Origin of the sequence: Neorhizobium sp. NPDC001467 (genome assembly GCF_050275975.1) — a bacterium.
Lineage (GTDB): Bacteria > Pseudomonadota > Alphaproteobacteria > Rhizobiales > Rhizobiaceae > Neorhizobium.
In genome coordinates this window covers 43373-63531 of record NZ_JBNNPS010000011.1, presented here as the reverse complement: position 1 = coordinate 63531, position 20159 = coordinate 43373, and the positions used below count along the sequence as shown (strand labels likewise).

General features: G+C 61.1%; 16 protein-coding genes and 1 tRNA gene. 13 read left to right on the top strand and 4 right to left on the bottom strand.

From position 1 onward, the window contains the following. Positions 1 to 30: 30 nt before the first annotated feature. Positions 31 to 1188, bottom strand: coding sequence for a diguanylate cyclase (locus ACQKKX_RS18085; protein ID WP_427572617.1), 1158 nt, complete (start codon positions 1186 to 1188; stop codon positions 31 to 33). A 90-nt stretch (positions 1189 to 1278) separates the two neighbouring features. Further along, a complete protein-coding gene (locus tag ACQKKX_RS18080; RefSeq protein WP_427572615.1) occupies positions 1279 to 2406 on the bottom strand; it encodes an anhydro-N-acetylmuramic acid kinase in 1128 nt (375 codons plus the stop codon). A gap of 94 nt (positions 2407 to 2500) precedes the next feature. Between ACQKKX_RS18080 and tyrS the strand changes: the two genes are divergently transcribed. After that, entirely contained in the window at positions 2501 to 3754 is a 1254-nt protein-coding gene (tyrS, locus tag ACQKKX_RS18075; protein WP_427572613.1) for a tyrosine--tRNA ligase, read from the top strand. Between the two features lie 60 nt (positions 3755 to 3814). Here the strand turns inward: tyrS and ACQKKX_RS18070 are convergent, their stop codons facing one another. Next, positions 3815 to 7222: a DUF3971 domain-containing protein gene (locus tag ACQKKX_RS18070; RefSeq protein WP_427572611.1), complete on the bottom strand. Its 3408-nt coding sequence runs from the start codon at positions 7220 to 7222 to the stop codon at positions 3815 to 3817. 114 nt (positions 7223 to 7336) lie between these two features. On the opposite strand from ACQKKX_RS18070, the gene bcp reads away from it, so the two are divergent. The 11 genes from bcp to ACQKKX_RS18015 all read left to right on the top strand — a co-directional run bounded on the left by bcp (position 7337) and on the right by ACQKKX_RS18015 (position 19104). Beyond that, positions 7337 to 7813, top strand: coding sequence for a thioredoxin-dependent thiol peroxidase (bcp, locus tag ACQKKX_RS18065; protein ID WP_427572699.1), 477 nt, complete (start codon positions 7337 to 7339; stop codon positions 7811 to 7813). A 24-nt stretch (positions 7814 to 7837) separates the two neighbouring features. Continuing rightward, positions 7838 to 8689, top strand: a complete 852-nt coding sequence (locus tag ACQKKX_RS18060; RefSeq protein WP_427572610.1) for a ferritin-like domain-containing protein — start codon at positions 7838 to 7840, stop codon at positions 8687 to 8689. Positions 8690 to 8838: 149 nt separating this feature from the next. After that, positions 8839 to 10218: a M23 family metallopeptidase gene (locus ACQKKX_RS18055; protein WP_427572608.1), complete on the top strand. Its 1380-nt coding sequence runs from the start codon at positions 8839 to 8841 to the stop codon at positions 10216 to 10218. A 208-nt stretch (positions 10219 to 10426) separates the two neighbouring features. Continuing rightward, a complete protein-coding gene (locus ACQKKX_RS18050; protein WP_427572606.1) occupies positions 10427 to 11968 on the top strand; it encodes a DEAD/DEAH box helicase in 1542 nt (513 codons plus the stop codon). Positions 11969 to 11978: 10 nt separating this feature from the next. Continuing rightward, positions 11979 to 12407: an NUDIX domain-containing protein gene (locus ACQKKX_RS18045; protein ID WP_427572604.1), complete on the top strand. Its 429-nt coding sequence runs from the start codon at positions 11979 to 11981 to the stop codon at positions 12405 to 12407. A gap of 118 nt (positions 12408 to 12525) precedes the next feature. Continuing rightward, positions 12526 to 12930 (top strand): hypothetical protein, encoded by a 405-nt coding sequence (locus ACQKKX_RS18040; RefSeq protein WP_427572603.1) that lies wholly within the window; start codon positions 12526 to 12528, stop codon positions 12928 to 12930. Positions 12931 to 13009: 79 nt separating this feature from the next. Beyond that, the gene (gene secD, locus ACQKKX_RS18035) at positions 13010 to 15553 is read left to right on the top strand and encodes a protein translocase subunit SecD (RefSeq protein WP_427572602.1); all 2544 of its coding nucleotides are present in this window, start codon (positions 13010 to 13012) and stop codon (positions 15551 to 15553) included. 181 nt (positions 15554 to 15734) lie between these two features. Beyond that, positions 15735 to 16439 carry an SDR family oxidoreductase gene (locus tag ACQKKX_RS18030; RefSeq protein ID WP_427572600.1) on the top strand — a complete coding sequence of 235 codons (705 nt, stop codon included), beginning with the start codon at positions 15735 to 15737 and terminating at the stop codon, positions 16437 to 16439. A gap of 354 nt (positions 16440 to 16793) precedes the next feature. After that, a complete protein-coding gene (locus ACQKKX_RS18025; protein ID WP_427572599.1) occupies positions 16794 to 17567 on the top strand; it encodes an amino acid ABC transporter substrate-binding protein in 774 nt (257 codons plus the stop codon). Positions 17568 to 17671: 104 nt separating this feature from the next. Beyond that, complete coding sequence (locus ACQKKX_RS18020) at positions 17672 to 18352, top strand: amino acid ABC transporter permease (RefSeq protein WP_427572597.1); 681 nt, start codon at positions 17672 to 17674, stop codon at positions 18350 to 18352. Continuing rightward, entirely contained in the window at positions 18349 to 19104 is a 756-nt protein-coding gene (locus ACQKKX_RS18015; RefSeq protein ID WP_427572595.1) for an amino acid ABC transporter ATP-binding protein, read from the top strand. The genes ACQKKX_RS18020 and ACQKKX_RS18015 overlap by 4 nt, the downstream gene beginning before the upstream one ends. 36 nt (positions 19105 to 19140) lie before the next feature. Here ACQKKX_RS18015 and lipB read toward each other — a convergent pair whose 3' ends face one another. Further along, complete coding sequence (lipB, locus tag ACQKKX_RS18010; RefSeq protein ID WP_427572594.1) at positions 19141 to 19881, bottom strand: lipoyl(octanoyl) transferase LipB; 741 nt, start codon at positions 19879 to 19881, stop codon at positions 19141 to 19143. 189 nt (positions 19882 to 20070) lie between these two features. On the opposite strand from lipB, the gene ACQKKX_RS18005 reads away from it, so the two are divergent. Further along, positions 20071 to 20155 (top strand) — tRNA-Leu (locus ACQKKX_RS18005). The last annotated feature ends 4 nt before the right edge of the window (positions 20156 to 20159 follow it).

Below are 20159 nucleotides of genomic sequence, written 5' to 3'. Positions count from 1 at the left end.
CTTGAGAAAGCGGCACACCACGGAAGACGATTAGGCAGCCAAGTCGAGCGCCTGGTGCACACGATCACGGCCATCGCGTTTCGCGGCGTATAGCGCGGTATCGGCAGCCCGCAGCGCGGATTCCAGATCGCCGCTGGCCGGCAAGGCCGCCACGCCGAAACTGGCGGTGACCACAAAGCCACCGGGAAGGCCGGGAACCATCATCTTTCTGGCCCCCGCTCTCAACGTTTCGGCCACGGCCAGCGCGATTGCCGGTGCGGTGTCGGGAAGGAAGACGGCGAATTCCTCGCCGCCGATACGGCCGACAACGGCGGATGCGCCACCTTGCGCTCCGATCATCGTGCCGAAGGCGCTGATCACCATGTCGCCGGCGTGATGCCCATAGGTATCGTTGATGGCCTTGAAGCGATCAAGATCGCATAGAATGATGGAATGCTGGCGTCCGACCGATCTGTTTATCGACAGTTTGGCCGCTTTTTCAAAACCTCGCCGGTTGGCAAGGCCCGACAAGCTGTCACGCTCGGCGCGGCCGCGTTCGACGGCCATGATATCCAGCGTCAACACGGCAAGCAGCATCAGCCCGACGGCAACGATCAGCACGGCAGTGATGCTTTGCGACATGACGGCGTAGCTGGTCGATATATAGGCGTTCGGCCTATCGCCCGGCCCCATGATGGCCGCGAGTGCCGCTTTCAGAAGAAAATGCGCTCCGCTCAGTGCGAGAACGACGCCTAGCGTCCTATCTATCGCGGTGCGGCGCTCAGACAGGAAGACGGTGATCGCCGCGGAAAGAGTGACCAGCGCGTAGGGACCTTGATACATCAGCCCGTAACCCCACCACGACCGTGGCAGGTCGCGGACAACGAGATAGGCTGCCATGCCGGCGATTGATATTGCGACGGCAAACCACCTTGGAAAACGGCGATCGTAAAGAATTGCAACGCCCCAATGCAGCAGCACAAGTCCGGCCAGCACGGTCGCGAAGACGGCGATCGACCATGGTCGCGGATCATCCGCATAAGCGACGGCCAGTTCGGCGAGCATGGTCAGCGATGCGACAAGCAGGCCGGCGGAAAACAGCATGGCAGCCGAACGCCAGCGGCTGTACCGGGATACGACCGCGAACACGGCGCTGAAGCACAGGCCGATGACAAAATTCACCACCAGAAATATCGCGGCAGCAGACATGAAGGATCAATCAAGTGAGATGGACGGCAACGCCGTGAACATATTGCGGTGAACTGTAGGGTCGCAGTGAAAACAAAATGTTAAAGTGTCTCACGATTTGCCGGAAGCCCATGTGCCGCCACTGACCGGCTTTGCCACGCCTGTCGTGCCGGGGAACGTCAACGGCAGCCCACGCACGGCGCGAACTGCCAGATAGGCCCAGGCTTCAGCCTCCATCGATCCGCCATCGAAACCGGCCTGCTCCGCCGCGATCACGGTTGCGCCCTGTTTGGCTGCAAGATCGGCGAATTCCCGCATGATGACATCGTTCAGGCGTCCGCCACCGCACACGACATAGGTCTTGGGCTGCTCAGGCAAGAACGAGGCGGACTTCAGAATTGCGGCGGCCGTCACATGGGTCAGCGTGCGCGCGCCATCGGCGAGCGACACCTCGCCGAGGGCTGGCGGCAGAAAATCGCCGCGGTCAAGCGATCGGCGCACATTGGCGGAAAAGAACGGGCTTGCCAGATAACGATCCGCCAGAGCGGGAACGACCATGCCCGTCGCAGCGATACGGCCGCCCTTGTCGTAGCTGCCGCCACCATGCGCCTCCACCCACTGGTCGATCAGCATGTTGCCCGGCCCGCTATCGAAGGCCGAGAGCATGCCGTCGCGGCCGACAAAGGTCAGGTTGGAGATACCGCCGATATTGACGAACACGACCGGCGCGACGCAATCGGCGGGCAGATTTTCCGAAAGGGCCGCATGGTAGACGGGGACGAGCGGCGCCCCCTGCCCGCCGAATGTCATGTCATTGGCCCGCATGTCGTAGACGACGTCGATGCCGGTTTCCCGGGCCAGCAATGGGCCATCGCCGATCTGCACCGTTAGCCCCTCGTCCGGCCTGTGCAACACCGTCTGGCCGTGGAAACCGATGAGATCGATCTCCGCCGGACGCAGGCTGTTTCGGGCCAGAAACGATTTGACCGCAGCCGCATGGCAAAGCGTCAACACCCTTTCAGTCATGCCAAGATCGCCGGGACGCTGCGTCCGCTCGGTGATGGCCTTTGCCACCTCCAGCGCCGCTTTCCACCGCTCACGCAAATGGGGATCGTAGGGTACGTAGTAACTCGGACCACGCTCCACACGGTTTTCGCCGTCGGTGCGCAGGAGCGCCACATCGATACCGTCCATGGACGTGCCGCTCATCAGGCCGATCGCGGTTTTCATCTCAGTCATTGATGTCATCCAGAATCACTTTTGAAGTGATTATCCTAAAAAACGGTGCTAGGTGCCCTCTTGCAGATGAAACACATCCACGCAGAGTAAAGAGATGTCCAGGTTCAAATCCGATTTCCTTCGCACGCTCGATGAGCGCGGCTTCATTCACCAGATCTCCGACGAGGCAGGTCTCGACGAACTGTTCGCCAAGGAAACCGTGACCGCCTATATCGGCTATGACCCGACAGCCTCCAGTCTGCATGTCGGCCATCTGACCCAGATCATGATGTTGCATTGGCTGCAGGCAACCGGTCACCAGCCCATCTCGTTGATGGGCGGCGGCACCGGCATGGTCGGCGATCCCTCGTTCAAGGAGGAAGCCCGCAAGTTGATGACCGTCGACATGATCGAAGACAACATCACCTCGCTCAAGCATGTCTTCGCCAACTACCTCGATTACGACCGGCCGGTAAACCCCGCGCTGATGATCAACAATGCCGACTGGCTGCGGGGCATTAACTACCTCGAATTCCTGCGCGATGTCGGCCGCCACTTCTCGGTCAACCGCATGCTGTCCTTCGACAGCGTCAAGACGCGCCTGGATCGCGAACAGTCGTTGTCCTTCCTCGAATTCAACTACATGATCCTCCAGGCCTATGATTATGTCGAACTGAACCGGCGCACCGGCTGCCGCCTGCAGATGGGCGGTTCCGACCAGTGGGGCAACATCATCAACGGTATCGACCTGGGGCATCGCATGGGCACGCCGCAACTTTACGCGCTGACCTCACCGCTTTTGACGACATCTTCCGGTGCCAAGATGGGCAAGTCGGCCTCTGGCGCCGTATGGCTCAACAAGGACCTGCTGCCGGTCTACGATTTCTGGCAATACTGGCGCAACACCGAGGATGCCGACGTCATCCGCTTCGCAAAACTGTTCACGACGCTGCCGATGGCAGAGATCGAGAAGCTGGCCCAGCTCGGTGGCTCGGAGATCAACGAGGCCAAGAAAATTCTCGCGACCGAAGTGACCGCCATCCTGCACGGCCGGGCCGCAGCGGAAGAAGCCGCGGAAACCGCTCGCAAGACGTTCGAGGAAGGCGCGCTGTCCGACAATCTGCCGTCGATCGAGGTGGCCAGCGACGAACTCGGTGCCGGCATCGGCCTCCTGGCGCTCATCGTCCGGGCCGGTCTTGCAGCCTCGAACGGCGAAGCCCGCCGTCACGTCCAGGGCGGCGCAGTGCGCATCAACGATGCAGCAATAGCCGATGAGCGCAGGATCATCGGCACGGGCGATGTCACCGGCGACGGCGTGGTCAAGCTGTCGCTCGGCAAGAAGAAGCACATTCTTATCCGCCCGCTCTGAGATATCCGCGACACCGTTATGCAAAAGGCCGCTCCACGCGGCCTTTTTTGTGTTTTGACCTTACTGGAACTCGAAAATCTGGCGGAACACGCCCGGCGCGATGATCGACAACGGATTGACCGTCAGGTCAGGCTTTGAAAACTTGCCGGTCAGCTTGAAGGTGATGCCCAGCAGACCGCGGTCGCGTCCGTTGCCGAGAATAGCGCCGAACAGCGGCAGTTCGCCGAACAGGCGGTTGAGCCCGTAGGCCGGCATGAAGGTGCCGGTCATGTCCATGTTGCCGTTGGCGTCCTTCACCATTCCCTGGAAGGTCGCGCCGATATTTTCGCCGCGTACCAGCCCGTTATCCAGCGACATCGAACCGTTGCGATACATCAGGCGAGCGAAACCGCGCTGAAATTTCGACGAGCTGATATCGACATTGCCCTTTACCGCCGAATTGAGGCTGCGGCCGCCCTCGCCGCTGGGTGTCGTCACCATGGACTGCAGACGCTGTTCGTTGACGACGTTGAAATTGCGCACGTCGACCGTGCCATACCATTCGCTTTCGCCGCGACTGTCGAACTTGATGTTCAGCAATCCGCCACGCATGTGCGAATAAAGATCGGCAAACCGGGCAAGCGACCCGGCATCACCGCTTGTCAGCGAGATGATGTCGCGACCATTGCCGCTCTGAGTTTCGCCGACCACCGCCTGTCCATTATTGGTCACACCGGTCAGTTCGAGCCGCTCGATATCGCCTTTGCGAATGCTGAACTGCATGGCGACATTGCGGATGGCCTCGTCGTTGAAGCCGATCAGTCGCGAAAGCTTGAGCCTGACTGTTGTACCGCCGGTCGCATCCCCGCTGCTTCCTGAACCGGCGCTGCGCATACGGCTGATGATCGGTCGCAGATCGACCGTCTCACCGCTGACAGTGATGTCGTAAACGCCCTTGCTCTGTTTCAGATTGACCGCGAAACTGTCGGAGGGAGACAATTTCATGCTGGAAAAACTGGCTGCGGCCAGCGCCCCGCCGGACAGGCTTATATCACCCTTCGCGCCGAAACCCTCGCCGTCCAGAACGAATTTTTCGATATTCGTGCGGCCATCCGTCTGCGACAGTTCGAACGACGCCTTGGCAGGAATGCCGCCACCCTTCGTCCACCCGACATACGGAACCGAAAGGGACGCACGGCCGAGATCGAGTTTCACCCCCTGGCGCTTGTCGTCGATCCGCGACAGTTCCACCGCAATCGGTCCGTCGATGATTTCTGACAGACCTGGCGCCAGCTTCTCCCGCTGGGCATTGCTCAAGGAAGCGGTAATCAGCCGTTCGCGTGCGACCGGGTTTTCCTTGTCGATCGGCTCCACCAGCGCGATCTCGGCCGGCACCGTATCGATCTCACCCTTCGCCTGCAAACGGGCCGCCTTGGCGTCGATATCCAGCTTGCCGTCGACGCCGGTGATCCGATGGCCTTCCATCGGTTTGGCCAGATCAACATCGATAAGCGCCACCTGCGCCCTGAAATCCGGCTTCGGCGGATCCTGGTCGGCAATCAGGCCGAAGCGCGCCCGCACATTTGCCTTGGCATTGCCGGAAAAGTCACCGACCTCCAGTCCCGTACCGCGCAATCCGTTGACCGGACGGGCACTCGCCAGTTCGGCAAGCGCATCCGCCTTGCCGGCGACATTGATGTCGAGGTCGGCCATCAGCGGCTTGGCATAGGTATCGCCAATCGCAAATGTCCCGCCTGATACGTCGACAGTCCGGCCGGAAGCGAAGCTGGCATTCGCCTTGGCGATCGCGACGCCGAGCTTGCCGCCCTTGAGGTCGAAATGACCGGTCAGGTCCTCTAGCGGCGGAATGTCGCCCGGCAGAACCAGACGGTTTCCGGCCACGTCGAAACTGATCTGCAATTCGTCGTCGTCGAGATTGAGCGGAATGCCCGGCCCCTTCATGCGGCCCGCCGGAATGAAGACAGCAATCGAACCGTTGGTTATGTCGCCGCCGAACATGTTGGCCATCACCCAGTCGCGCGGCTTGCGCGCCATCCAGTAAGGCCACAGCTGCTTGACGGCGGCCACCTTCATCTGCGGCAATTGCGCGCCGAAACTGATTTCCGGAGAAACCTGCCCGTGCAGACTGAGTTTCAGCGATCCTGCCATCTGACCCATGGGACTGCTGACCTGCAACTGATCGATCTGCAATTCCCGTTCGCCGGAAAGATAGCGACCGCCCGCCTTGAGGTCGAACCTGACCTGGTCCTCGCCCGAATTTTCCGACTGGGTGCGCGCGCCGCTGACCAGAAGATCGAGCCCCACGCCCGGCCGCGTGTCCTGCGGATTGAGGCGATCGAGATCGATGACCGCGCCGCTGATCGGCAGCACGGTCGGTCCCAGACGCGCCTCGGAAGGCAGGATCTCGATCGACTGGCGTTCGAAATTGTAGGCGATATTGATTTGGGCGCCCGACAACGCCTGGCCGACGCCGTCGAAATAGAACATGCCGGGCCGTCCCTGCACTGTCGCCTTGATCCCCTGCGCGGTGGTCGCGGTCTGCCGCGTGGCTGAAATATCGAGGTCGAGCGAGCCTTCGAGGCCCTCGCGTGGGCTGCCGTCGGGAGCATGCTGGAGCAGGAACGGCGTGACTTCGACACCACTCACCCGACCCTGCAGGCCGGTCGTCACGTTATTGACGGCGGTCGCCTTGATATCCAGCTGCGCGACGCGCCCGTCGAGCTCGAGGGCGCCGGCTACGCGCACCAGCCCGTCCGGTGTGCGGGTCAGCTGAAGCGTTTCCACCTTCAGAACGGAAATCTCGCCATCACGCGCCGGCGGAAAGCGCACTTCGAACCCTGAAATCGTCATGGAACCGGTGCCGGTGCGCTCGATCAGGCCGCGTGCTTCATCAAGCCGCTGGAAAACCTGTTCCAGTGCGGGCGGCAGATCATCGACCCGGATATTTGCCGGATCGAGCGGATCGCCCGCCGGCAGGACGGCGGTATCGAGGCTGATGTTTTCTGCCTCCATATGCCGCACCGTCAGCGTTCCCGACAACAATGCCAGTGGATCGACGGCCATGCGCATGGCACCAAGCCTGGTCAGGTGCTTGCCCGTGGCGACCTCGACGAGATCGACATCGCGCGCTTCGAGCGCAATCCGCCAGGTGTGATCGATACGGATCGCCGTCGAGCCCACGGTCGCCTGATATCGCGGCCCGATGGCACCGTTCAGCGCCGAGCGTGCCTGGGTCGAAAGCGCGCCGTCGATCGTGCCGGTCTCGATGGCTGCCAGCGCCAACGCGATCGCGACGGCGACGAAGAGCATGAAAGACAGACAGAACCGCGTCAGCCGACGTGCCCGCCTGCGTTGCGGCGGCGGGCATTGTACGATGATCGGGTCATCCACCTGGGCCGAGGGCAGTTCGTGCAAGGCAACGACATCCTTGCGACCGAAACGCACCCTTTCTCCACGTATCTCCGCCATAATGCTCCGGAACGAATCGAAAATGCGCCCAGACCCCTGTTGGACGTAGACGCGGCCAATATATATCGAATGCGGCAACAATCACCCCTCCAGGGGGCGAAAGAAAGGAAAATCATGCCGGACCTGTCGACAGGAGCCAAAGCCCCGGAATTTACCCTCCCGCGGGACGGCGGCGGCATGGTTTCGCTCAGTGAACTGGCGGGAAAGATCGTTGTCCTCTACTTCTATCCGAAGGACGATACGCCCGGCTGCACCACGGAAGCGCTTGATTTTACAGCGCTCGCCCCGGCATTCGAGGAAATGGGAGCGGTCATCATCGGTATTTCACCCGATACCGTTGCCAAGCACGAAAAGTTTATCGCAAAACATTCGCTTTCGCTGATTCTTGCGTCAGATACCGACCAGGCCGTGGCAAATGCCTATGGCGTTTGGCGGGAAAAAAGCATGTATGGTCGGACATATATGGGCGTCGAGCGCTCCACCTTTCTGATCGGCCCAGATGGTATCCTGCGCCAGGTATGGCCAAAGGTGAAGGTCAAGGGTCACGCAGAAGAAGTGCTTGCCTCCGCACAAGCCTGTTCCGCAACGTAGGGCTGATCGGACCGGAGTGTCATGATGACATCGACGAACAGTGACCAAGCGGCCCTGGATCTCAAGCCTCGTTCCTTGCGCGGCGGCGCCACCGAGGCAATCCTTTCGGCTGATCTCGACCGCAAGACGCTTCTGGCGCAGGAAACGGCGACGCGCTGGTTCGAACGTCGCCTGTCGCTGCGCTCTCCCCTCGATCCGCCCTTGCCACTGCGCCCCGGCCGACCCGAAAAGCCTCAGCTCGTGCCGCCGCGCGCCGTTGAGAAGCGCTCACTGCATACGCTCAACGGCCGCATCGCGCTCCTGCATTCCGTCGCTCATATCGAGCTCAACGCCGTCGATTTGGCACTCGATATCGTCGCACGCTTCGCCAGTGAACCTGTGCCGAATTCGTTCTTTGACGGCTGGATGCAGGTTGCTTTTGAGGAAGCCAAGCATTTTCGCATGGTGAGATCCCGCCTCAACGATCTCGGCGCCGATTACGGCGACATGCCGGCGCATGACGGGTTGTGGCAGGCGGCTCATTCGACCCGCAACGATCTGACTGCCCGACTTGCGGTCGTGCCGCTCATCCTGGAGGCTCGCGGACTGGACGTGACGCCCTCGCTACAGGCAAAGATGCGAGAGACTGGCGATCACGACACCGCCGCCGTTCTCGATGTCATCTATAACGACGAGAAAGGTCACGTCGCGATCGGGGCAAAATGGTTCCGTTTCCTTTGCGCGCGTGAACGCAAGGATCCGGCTGCAACATTCAAGGACCTGGTACGGGCCAATTTTCGCGGCGCACTGAAGCCGCCCTTCAATGACGTCGCTCGTGCGGAAGCCGGTCTCACCCCGTCCTTCTATCGCTCCCTTACGTCCACAAGCCAATCCTAATAGGAAAAACCGGACAATGAGTTGGCTTTTGATGCCAATAGTTCCAGGTTAAACCGCCACCCCTACTGTAAAGCATTCATTAACCCTAACATCGTGTAATCGTCCCATGCCGAGCGGCCGTTAAACGAGTCGCTGTTTGGGAGACGACCGTGGCCGACACAGGTGAGAACAGAGTGTTTGGAAAGCGCGCGACGCAGCACGTTCTGATCCTGGCGTCCGGCGAGCGGGTCCGTCACATGGTGATCCGTCCGTGGATGACGGGCATGGCCATTGCAGTCACCGGAACTTTCGCGATCGGCTATCTCGCGGCCACCTCCTATCTCGTGCTGCGTGACGACCTGATCGGCGCGACAATGGCGCGACAGGCGAGGATCCAGCACGACTACGAAGACCGCATCTCTTCGCTGCGCGCCCAGCTCGACCGGGTGACGTCGCGCCAGCTTCTCGACCAGCAGCTTGTCGAACAGAAAGTGGAAAAACTGCTGCGCCAGCAGACCGCGCTGTTTTCGCGCAGCGGCAAGCTCGGCTCCCTGCTCGAACGGGCGCAGGACGCCGGCATTTCCGCCGCTCCCGCATCGTCGCAGGACGAAGACCTGATCGATGCCCGCGACACCCAAGCCGGCTTGACGACATCGTCGGTCGCAGCGCGCGGACCGGCACTCGCCTATGCCGCCGCGGGCGAAAACATTGCAGACCGCGCCGATCGCATATTCTCCAAGGTCACGCTGTCGCTGAAAGGCATCGAGACCGATCAGTTGAAGACGATCGAAAGCCTGACCGCCGATGCCTCGACCAAAGCCGAGACGATGGCCGACATCATGCGCCGCACGGGCGTAGAGATCGCCGATACGCGTACGCTGCCCCAGCCCCTTGAAAGGCCGTCGCTGCCAGCCGTCATACCCGACACCGCCGCTCCGAAGGCAGAGGTCCCGAAATCGGGCGTGCTCGAGAACGGCGAACTGCGGACAGGCGCGCTCAAGACCGGGGAGATTGCCGGCGGCGTGGGTGGTCCGTTTGTCGAGCCGATGAAGCTTGATCGTTTCAACGCCTCGCTCGACGAGCTCGACCTTGCGCTCAGCCGGCTCGAAACCGTACGCGAAACCGCTCTTGCTCTGCCCTACGGCAACCCCGCACCCGGACAGGGCGTAACCAGTCGATTTGGCAATCGCCCTGATCCCTTCCTTGGTCGCCTCGCTTTTCACGGCGGCATCGATTTCCAGGCGGAAACCGGGCTCCCGGTGAAGGCTACCGGGGCTGGCCGAGTGATTGCTGCCGGCTGGGCGTCCGGTTACGGCAATCTTGTCGAGATCGATCATGGCCAGGGCATCACGACCCGTTACGGACACATGTCGCGCATTCTGGTGCGCGAAGGCCAAACGGTGGCAGCCGGCGACACGGTCGGCCGCGCGGGCGCGACGGGGCGGGCCACCGGACCGCATGTCCACTACGAGGTTCGCCGCAATGGCGAGGCCGTCAATCCGGTCCATTTCCTCAATGCCGGCCTCAAGTTGACCACCTTCATGAACTGACGCTGGCTGCAGCCATTGACCGCCGCGCAAAGGCTTTCTCCGCACAACCGCGTGAATAGCCACCGTTTTATTCACTAAGATCGCCGCCTTATGGCCGCATTTCTTGACTTGACGTCTTTTTGATTTTATGTGGCGCGCATCGTCGGGCACGAATTAAGACCCGACTCACACGCGTTCGCACCGAACCGGAACGGGAAACAACCTCCCTTTGACGACATTTGCTGATCTTGGCCTGAGCCAGAAAGTTCTCTCCGCGGTTACCGACGCGGGCTACACCACGCCGACACCTATTCAGGCGGGCGCCATTCCGCCGGCCCTGCAGCGCCGCGACATCCTTGGAATCGCGCAGACCGGCACGGGCAAGACGGCGTCTTTCGTTCTGCCGATGCTGACCATTCTGGAAAAGGGTCGGGCCCGTGCCCGCATGCCGCGCACGCTGATTCTCGAGCCAACCCGTGAACTCGCAGCTCAGGTCGCCGAGAATTTCGAGAAATACGGCAAGAATCACAGGCTCAACGTCGCGCTCCTCATCGGTGGCGTTTCCTTCGAGGAACAGGATCGCAAACTGGAACGTGGTGCAGACGTTCTAATCTGTACGCCGGGCCGCCTGCTCGACCACTGCGAGCGCGGCAAGCTGTTGATGACCGGCGTCGAGGTCTTCGTCATCGACGAAGCCGACCGCATGCTCGACATGGGCTTCATCCCGGACATCGAACGAATCGCCAAGATGATCCCGTTCACCCGTCAGACCCTGTTCTTCTCGGCCACCATGCCGCCGGAAATCCAGAAACTGGCGGACCGCTTCCTGCAGAACCCGGAACGCATCGAGGTGGCAAAACCGTCCTCGACAGCGAAGACCGTGACGCAGCGCATCGTTGCATCGCATCACAAGGATTATGAGAAGCGCGCCGTGCTGCGCGATCTTATCAAGGCGCAGGATGACCTGAAGAACGCCATCATCTTCTGCAATCGCAAGAAGGATGTCGCCGACCTGTTCCGCTCGCTGGACCGGCACGGCTTTTCTGTCGGCGCCCTGCATGGCGACATGGATCAGCGTTCGCGCATGACGATGCTTGCCAACTTCAAGGATGGCAATATCCAGCTGCTCGTCGCCTCCGACGTCGCCGCGCGCGGTCTCGACATTCCGGATGTCAGCCACGTCTTCAATTTCGACGTGCCGATCCATGCTGAAGACTATGTCCACCGTATCGGCCGCACCGGTCGTGCCGGCCGCTCGGGCAAGGCGTTTACCCTCATCACCAAGGCCGACGGCAAGTATCTCGACGCCATCGAAAAGCTGATCAACGAAAAGATCGAGTGGCTTTCCGGTGATCTTTCGGAACTCGGCGCGCCGATGGAAAGTCATGAGAGCAGTCGCGGCGGTCGCGACAAGACCCGTGACAAGGGACGCGACCGGGGCCGTGGCGACAAGGATCGCGGCCGTGAACGCGGTGGCCGTGCGTCCACCGGTCATGCGGATGACATCAAGACCGCCGACAATGCGGGCCAGCCGCAGGACGTCGTTGCCGAAACCACAAGGATCCCAGCCGTGAACGCCGAGCAGAAGCAGGACACCCGCAGACACCAGAACGGGTCTCGCAATGCGCGGCCTTATCCGGCCAATGACGATCATAACCGCGACCGCGACAATCGCCGTCAGCGTCACCACCGCGATCACGACGACGGCCCGACCCCGGTCGGCTTTGGCGACGATATACCGGCCTTCATGCTGATCGCTGGCAAGGCCTGAACCGTTTCCCATGACGGCATCTCCCGGCCTTGATTTTCCAGGCGTCGGCTGCGGCCTCGTCATCCAGAATGCCGAAGGCAAGGTGCTGCTTTACCGGCGCGTCAAGGCGCCGGAAGCAGGCTACTGGAATATCGTCGGCGGCAAGGTCGATCAGATGGAGCATTCCTCTGAAGCAGCCCGCCGGGAAGCGCAGGAGGAAACCGGCCTCAGCATCGGTTCCGTCGAGTTCCTGTGTGCCGTCGAAGCCCTGGTCGAAGCAGACCGCCAACACTGGATTTCGCTGATCTATCTCACTCGGGAATTTTCCGGCGAACCGCAATTGGCGGAGCCGGACAAGCTTTCCGAGATGGGCTGGTTTGACCTGTCCGATCTGCCGCAACCGCTGTCGGTGTTTTCAGCAAAGGCTTTTGCCGCGCTCGCAAACAGCAGCCTCGCGTAAGATCGAGGGATTATGCCGCAAGCCTTGTGTTGCGGCATTGATTGACGATTGACCCCTTCTTACTCAAAAGTTAAACAGGCGCCGCACGAAGATGCCTCAAAGCACGAGCGGAGCTTGAATGCATAGGACGAGGAAGGCTGCACGGTCCTTTCGCGCGGATGGTTATGCCATCCTGACGCGCTGGCCGACGCTTGTCGTCTTTCTGCTGATCGCGGCCGTTTCCGGCGCCGGTTTCCAATCCGCGAATTCCATGTTGCAGCAATATCGCCAGCTGTTCGACAGTGAAGGCGGCGACAAAACGCTGCAGATCGCCAGTCGCGAACAGCCGCGCCTCGCCGTGGTTGTGGCCGTTTCGGAAAAGCAGAAAGCCGGCTGGCATGGGGTCGCCGACGGCATCCTTCCGTCTCCCCATGGCCTGACCCATCCTGTCAGCGTCTGGTGCACGACGACCGCCCCCGGCCAGCAGCAGCGAACACAGTTCACGGCCCTCGCCTCCGCGCGTGGCCCGCCCCGCCTTTCGTGACGATTGTATCGCACACGAACTGAAAACACGCGCTTCCTGAAGGCACTCACGGTGCCCTGCGCATAACAGGACCACACATATGAGAAATTCCCGCTGGCTGGTGGCGACCTATATCGCCATCATTTTCATCGGCACGCTGGTGGCGTTGCCCAACATCCTCTCGCCGGCCATGTTGGCGCGCCTGCCCTCGTGGCTTCCGCATACGCAGGTCTCGCTCGGCCTCGACCTTCGCGGCGGCTCGCACCTCGTGCTGGAAGTCGACCGCGCCGACCTGATCAACGAGCGCCTGCAGAGCCTAATGCAGGACAGCCGTCGAGTTTTGCGTGACGGACAGATCGAAACCTCGGCCATTCGCCGCACCGGCGACAGCATCACCGTCACATTGCGTGATCCGGCAAGTCGCGATCAGGCAGCCACCCAGCTGCGCACGCTCGCTAATCCAATCAGCCTGGCGACCGCCATTGGCCAAAGCGATCTCAATGTCGCCACCCCGCGCGACAACACGATCACGCTGAACTACACCGAGGCTGGCCTCAACCAGTATATCGCCAACGCCGTAGAGCAGAGCCTTGAGATCATTCGCCAGCGCGTCGACCAGGTCGGCGTTGCCGAGCCGACGATCCAGCGCGTCGGTTCGGACCGCGTTCTGGTCCAGCTCCCCGGTGAACAGGATCCCTCGCGCCTGCGCCAGCTGCTCGGCTCCACCGCCAAGATGAGCTTCCATCTTCTGGGCGCACAGGGCGAACCCGGCGTCACGATGATCCCGGACGAACAGGGCCAGCAATATCCGGTGCTCGACCGCGTCGAACTGTCGGGCGACCATTTGACAGATGCCCGCGCCGCCTTCGAACAGCAGACCCAGCGTCCGATCGTTTCCTTCCGCTTCGACAGTACCGGTGCTGCCCGGTTCGCGCAGATCACCCAGGCCAATGTCGGCAAGCCCTTCGCCATTGTCCTCGACAACAAGGTGCTGAGCGCGCCGGTCATCCAGACGCCGATCACCGGCGGCCAGGGCCAGATCTCGGGGAATTTCTCCGTACAGGAAGCCAACACGCTTGGCGCCCTGCTGCGCGCCGGCTCGCTCCCCGCCAAGCTGACCGTCATTGAAGAACGCACCGTCGGCGCCGATCTGGGCTCGGACGCGATCGAAATGGGCATCTTCACCGGCGTTATCGGCTTTGCGCTGGTCGTCGCCTTCATCTTCTTCCTTTACGGAAGCTGGGGGATCCTTGCCAACTTCGCGCTGGCAATCAACGTCATCCTGACGTTTGCAGGCCTGACGCTTATCGGATCGACGCTGACCTTGCCGGGCATCGCCGGTATCGTGCTCGGCATCGGCCTTGCTGTCGACGCCAACGTTCTCATCAACGAGCGCATCAAGGAAGAAACCCGCAAGGGCAAGAGCGCTTTTGCTGCCATCGATGCCGGCTTTGCCCGCGCCTATTCGACTATTGTCGACAGTAACGTCACGGCGCTGATCGCGACCGTGCTGCTGTTCTGGTTCGGCTCCGGCCCGGTTCGCGGTTTTGCCGTCACCATGGGTCTCGGCATCATGATCTCGATGTTCACGGCCGTTTCGGTCGTGCGCGTCCTGATGGTCGCCATCACAGCCCGCAAGAAACTGAAGACGATCAATATCAAGCCGCTCCTGCCGATCAACCTCGTCCCGGATGGCACCAATATCGCCTTCATGAAGGGCCGTTTCATCGGTATCGGCATCTCGGTCATCCTGTCGATCGCCTCGGTCGCGCTGTTCTTCAAGCCCGGCCTGAACTACGGCGTCGACTTCCAGGGCGGCATCCAGATGGAAGTCGTGACCCAGCAGGAAGCCGATCTGGCGAAGTTCCGCACGGGCCTCAACGAACTCGGCCTCGGGGACGTCGCGCTTCAGGAATTCGGCGCCAACAACCGGATCCTCGTTCGCGTCGAACGCCAGGAAGGCGGCGAGCAGGCCCAGACGGCCGCGGTCGAGAAGCTGAAGGCCGAAGTGACGAAGATCGATGCGACCGCCAAGGTGGAGCGCACCGAAGTCGTCGGCCCGAAAGTGTCGGGCGAACTGGCGATCGCCGGCTTCCTGTCGCTGACCCTCGCAGCGCTGGCCATGACCATCTATATCTGGGCACGGTTCGAATGGCCGTTCGCGGTCGGCGCGATGATCACCTTGATCCTCGACGTCACCAAGACGGTCGGCTTCTTCGCCATCACCGGTCTGGACTTCAACCTGACCGCCATCGCCGCGGTCCTGACGCTGGTCGGCTATTCGGTGAACGACAAGGTCGTCGTCTATGACCGCATGCGTGAGAACATGCGCCTCTATAAGAAGATGCCGCTGCGTGACCTGATCGACAAGTCGATCAACGAGACGCTCGCGCGAAGCCTCTACACCTCGGCCACAGCCTTCCTGTCGCTGTTGCCGATGGCGATCTGGGGCGGCAGCGCCGTCTCCAGCTTCGCCATCCCGATGGTATTCGGCATTGCGGTCGCAGCCCTTTCTTCCGTGTTCATCGCCGCGCCGATCCTGCTGTTCCTTGGCGACTGGCGCAAGCGCCACGGCAAGGCCATGATCGCCGACGAAACTGATGAAACAGAAACCGGCAAGGGCGTCATTCCCGCCAGGCCGTAAGATCGGCAGGGAAACGTCATCATCCGAAGGGCCGTCCGTAAGGGCGGCCCTTTTTTGCATTTTGCCCTTCAGTTTTTCTGCAAGCGCTGACAATCTTAGGCGCTCGCCCGACCGCAAAAGCGGTGCTAGGTTCCATCCGACATGCAGAGTGTGAACGGCACTTGGTGATGAGGAGAGACACATGGCGACGGAAAAGGTAGCAATCATCACCGCCGGCGGCAGTGGCATGGGGGCGGCAAGCGCCAAGCGTCTGGCTGCGGACGGTTTCAAGGTCGCCATCCTCTCCTCCTCCGGCAAGGGCGAGACGCTGGCTTCAGAACTGGGCGGCCTGGGCTTCACCGGCTCCAATCAATCGAATGGCGACCTTAACCGCCTCGTGGAGACGGTAATGGACAAATGGGGCCGCATCGATGTTCTGGTCAACAGCGCCGGGCACGGCCCGCGTGCTCAGATCATCGAGATCACCGACGATCAATGGCATACGGGCCTCGACGTTTATCTCATGAATGTCATCCGGCCGGTGCGCCTGGTAGCACCCATCATGCAGGCCCAGCAATCCGGCGCAATCGTCAATATCTCCACCGCCTGGGCATTCGAGCCGGCCGCAATGTTTCCCACATCGGCGGTGTTCCGGGCCGGTCTTGCGGCCTACACCAAGATTTTTGCAGACACCTATGCGGCCGACAATATCCGCATGAACAACGTCCTGCCCGGATGGATCGACAGCCTGCCGGCCACCGAAGAGCGCCGCCATAGCGTGCCGATGAAACGCTATGGCACCAGCGACGAGATCGCGGCGACTGTCGCCTTTCTTGCCTCAGAGGGTGCCGGGTACATCACCGGCCAGAACCTCAAGGTCGATGGTGGCTTGACGCGGTCGGTCTAAACAGCCGGGAACGCGTACGACGCGCGGCCATCGAGCCGCCGACATTACTGTTGCCGTCATCCCCGGGCTCGTCCCCGAGGATCTGACCACGCCAGCAATATCATTCCGCAGCAGATCCTCGGGACAAGCCCAAGGATGACGGCGGGTTGTTTTTTTGACTTCAACGGCAGCTGGTGGGTCCCTTTCTGCAGCCTCTTTCATGCAAGAATCTTAAGACGCGATGGAAATGAGCAAAATATTTTCACCTGCCTGATTTTTTTGCGCTTTCCTCTCCTGTAAACCGAAAAGTTTTCCTAGATAACACGCCATCGAACATTCCCGGCGCCTTTGCCGGATGACTGAAGAGGAAAGATCATGAACTGGCTGAAAACCATCACCGCCGTCGCCGTGCTTCAGGCCGTCGCCATCACGCCGTCGCTCGCCGGTGAGAACCTCGACCAGATCAAGGCCGCCGGCGTGATCAAGATCGGCACCGAGGGCACCTACGCGCCCTTCACTTTCCACGATGCCGCCAACAAGCTCGTCGGCTTCGACGTCGAAATCGGCGAGGCCGTCGCCCAGAAGCTCGGCGTCAAGGCCGAGTTCGTGGAAGGCAAGTGGGACGGCCTGATTGCCGGCCTCGACGTCAAGCGCTACGATGCTGTCATCAACCAGGTTGGCATCACAGAGGCCCGCAAACAGAAATACGCCTTCTCCGAGCCCTATATCGCCTCCAAGGCCGTGCTGATCGTTCGCGACAACAACGATGAGATCAAGTCGTTCGAAGACCTGAAGGGCAAGAAGTCGGCGCAGTCGCTCACCAGCAATTTTGGCAAGCTGGCCGAAGCCGCTGGCGCCGAACTGGTCGGCACCGATGGTTTCGACCAGTCGATCCAGCTGGTTCTCACCCGCCGCGCCGACGCAACCGTCAACGACAGCCTGTCTTTCCTCGATTTCAAGAAAAAGCAGCCAGAAGCACCGGTAAAGATCGTCGCCGAAAAGCCCGACGCCGATTACTCCGGCATCATCGTTCGCAAGGGCGATGACGAGCTGGTCGCCGCCATCAACAAGGCGATCGCCGACATCAAGACCGACGGCACCTACAAGGCGATTTCGGACAAGTATTTCGGCGCTGACGTTTCCAAGTAATTGACCTAGGTAAACGGTCTGTCGCGCCGACGAAAATTGCGTCATTATCCGTTTCGCACACGCCCGGCGATTTTCGCCGGGCGTCGTATTTTTGAGGTTTCGCCGTGCCGCACTGGCTTCAACTGATGCTGGATTCTCTGCCGACCCTGCTCTGGGCCGGTTTGAAATTCACCGTTCCGCTGACACTCCTGTCCTTCACGCTGGGTCTGGCGCTTGGCCTCCTGACGGCCGTCGCGCGCCTGTTCGGGCCGATGCCGGTCGCGGCCATCGCTCGTTTCTATGTCTGGATCATCCGCGGCACGCCGCTTCTCGTGCAGCTCTTCGTGATCTTTTACGGCCTGCCGAGCGTCGGCATTCTACTGGACGCCTTTCCGGCCGCCCTGATCGGCTTCACGCTCAATATCGGCGCCTATACGTCCGAGATCATACGCGCTGCCATTTCTTCGGTGCCCAAGGGCCAATGGGAAGCAGCCTATTCCACCGCCATGAACTGGTCCCAGGCCATGCGCCGAACCATCCTGCCGCAGGCCGGCCGTGTCTCGGTACCGCCGCTTGCCAACACGTTCATCTCGCTGGTGAAGGATACCTCGCTTGCCGCCGCTATCACCGTGCCGGAACTGTTTCAGTCGGCGCAAAGGATCGTTGCCACTACCTATGAGCCGCTGATCCTCTACATCGAGGCCGCCCTCATCTATCTGGTGATGAGTTCCGTGCTCTCTCATCTGCAATCGCGGCTGGAAGTCCGCTTTGCGCGTTACGGCGGCATGCTGGAGGCCAATCGATGATCGAGCTTTCCCATATCGAGAAGAGATTCGGCGATGCCGTTATTCTCAAGGACATTTCGCTGACCTTTCCCGAAGGCAGCGTGACCGCCCTTGTCGGCCCGTCCGGCGGCGGCAAGAGCACCCTGCTCCGCTGTATCAATCTCCTGGAACAGCCGACAGCCGGCGCCGTGCGCATCGGCAACGACGTCGCAACATTTTCTCCCGACAAGAAAGCCGCTTGGTCCTCGGTGCAGAAGCTGCGCAGCCAGACCGGCATGGTGTTCCAGAATTTCCAACTCTTCCCCCATCGCACCGCGATCGAGAACGTCATGGAAGGCTTGCTCGTCGTGCAGAAATGGCCACGGGAAAAGGCGAAGGCCCGCGCGATGGAACTGTTGGAAAAAGTCGGCATGGAACACAAGGCCGATGCCTGGCCTGCCAACCTTTCCGGCGGCCAGCAGCAGCGTGTAGCGATCGCCCGGGCGCTGGCGCCCTCGCCTAAGGTCCTGCTCTGCGACGAACCGACATCCGCGCTCGATCCGGAACTGTCGGCCGAGGTGATCGATGTACTGGGTACGCTGGCCAGGGAGGGTACCACCATGGTCATGGCCACGCACGACCTGCGCCTCGCCTCCCAGGTTGCCAATCTGGTGGTGTTTCTCGAAGCGGGTCAGGTCGTCGAAACCGGCGAGGCCGCACAGGTGTTCCGTAACCCGGCGCAGGAGCGCACGAAACGATTCGTTTCGTCTATCAACGCCGCGCAGACGCTTTGAACGATCTCGGCCCGGTTTCCTGCCGGGCCGGAAAGGTTACGGAGCGTACGTCAGTGGCGGCGTTTCCGAAACCGTGTCGCCGAAAACGCTTTCGAAAGCCTCGCGCAGACGGATATCCACGTCCGCCATCATTACCGGCAGACCGAGATCGACCAGACTGGTGACGCCGTAGCCGCTAATGCCGCATGGCACGATCCCGCCGAAATGGGAAAGATCGGGCTCAACGTTGAGTGCGAGCCCGTGAAAGCTCACCCAGCGGCGCAAGCGGATGCCGAAGGCGGCGATCTTGTCTTCCGCCACGCTACCGTCCGCCAGAACCGGCTTTTCCGGCCGCTTCACCCACACGCCAACGCGATCCTCTCGCCGCTCGCCGCGTACATTCATCGAATCGAGCGTACGGATGACGACCTCTTCGAGTGCTGCCACATAGGCGCGCACGTCCGGTCGCCGACGCTTGAGGTCGAGCATGACATAGGCCACGCGCTGTCCCGGACCGTGATAGGTGTATTCCCCGCCCCGACCGGTCGCAAACACCGGAAATCGGTCGGGTTCGATCAGATCGGTCGCTTGGGCGCTGGTTCCAGCCGTATAGAGCGACGGATGCTCGAGCAACCAGACGAGCTCGTCCGCTTCTCCCTGCGCGATCGCCGCCACTTCTCGCTCCATTTCGGCAACGGCTTCCTGATAACCGACGGGACAGTCGGAAATACGCCAGCGAACAGCGCGAGATCCTGATTGGGGCAACATCGAAAGATCGAGATCTGTACGCGTCGACATATTTTTATCCATTATTTTCGCGGCGTTGACAGGCATAACCCCTGTGCCGCCGGGAGTTTTGCCCTATCATCTCCATATAGGAATTTACAGGCGGATTTTATCTTCAAAAATCTGTCACGGTCCTCTTGTGCCCGCAAAATCCTTTTGCTAAATGCTCCCTCGCCGGCGCAAGTCGGCCTCTACCACGATGCGGTCGTGGCGGAATTGGTAGACGCGCAGCGTTGAGGTCGCTGTGGGGCAACCCGTGGAAGTTCGAGTCTTCTCGACCGCACCAAAAT

Coding starts and splice junctions, on each gene's coding strand:
- ACQKKX_RS18085 (WP_427572617.1), bottom strand. CDS start 1,188: ATGTCTGCTGCCGCGATATTTCTGGTGGTGAATTTTGTCATCGGCCTG.
- ACQKKX_RS18080 (WP_427572615.1), bottom strand. CDS start 2,406: ATGACTGAGATGAAAACCGCGATCGGCCTGATGAGCGGCACGTCCATG.
- tyrS (WP_427572613.1), top strand. CDS start 2,501: ATGTCCAGGTTCAAATCCGATTTCCTTCGCACGCTCGATGAGCGCGGC.
- ACQKKX_RS18070 (WP_427572611.1), bottom strand. CDS start 7,222: ATGGCGGAGATACGTGGAGAAAGGGTGCGTTTCGGTCGCAAGGATGTC.
- bcp (WP_427572699.1), top strand. CDS start 7,337: ATGCCGGACCTGTCGACAGGAGCCAAAGCCCCGGAATTTACCCTCCCG.
- ACQKKX_RS18060 (WP_427572610.1), top strand. CDS start 7,838: ATGACATCGACGAACAGTGACCAAGCGGCCCTGGATCTCAAGCCTCGT.
- ACQKKX_RS18045 (WP_427572604.1), top strand. CDS start 11,979: ATGACGGCATCTCCCGGCCTTGATTTTCCAGGCGTCGGCTGCGGCCTC.
- ACQKKX_RS18040 (WP_427572603.1), top strand. CDS start 12,526: ATGCATAGGACGAGGAAGGCTGCACGGTCCTTTCGCGCGGATGGTTAT.
- secD (WP_427572602.1), top strand. CDS start 13,010: ATGAGAAATTCCCGCTGGCTGGTGGCGACCTATATCGCCATCATTTTC.
- ACQKKX_RS18030 (WP_427572600.1), top strand. CDS start 15,735: ATGGCGACGGAAAAGGTAGCAATCATCACCGCCGGCGGCAGTGGCATG.
- ACQKKX_RS18025 (WP_427572599.1), top strand. CDS start 16,794: ATGAACTGGCTGAAAACCATCACCGCCGTCGCCGTGCTTCAGGCCGTC.
- ACQKKX_RS18015 (WP_427572595.1), top strand. CDS start 18,349: ATGATCGAGCTTTCCCATATCGAGAAGAGATTCGGCGATGCCGTTATT.
- lipB (WP_427572594.1), bottom strand. CDS start 19,881: ATGTCGACGCGTACAGATCTCGATCTTTCGATGTTGCCCCAATCAGGA.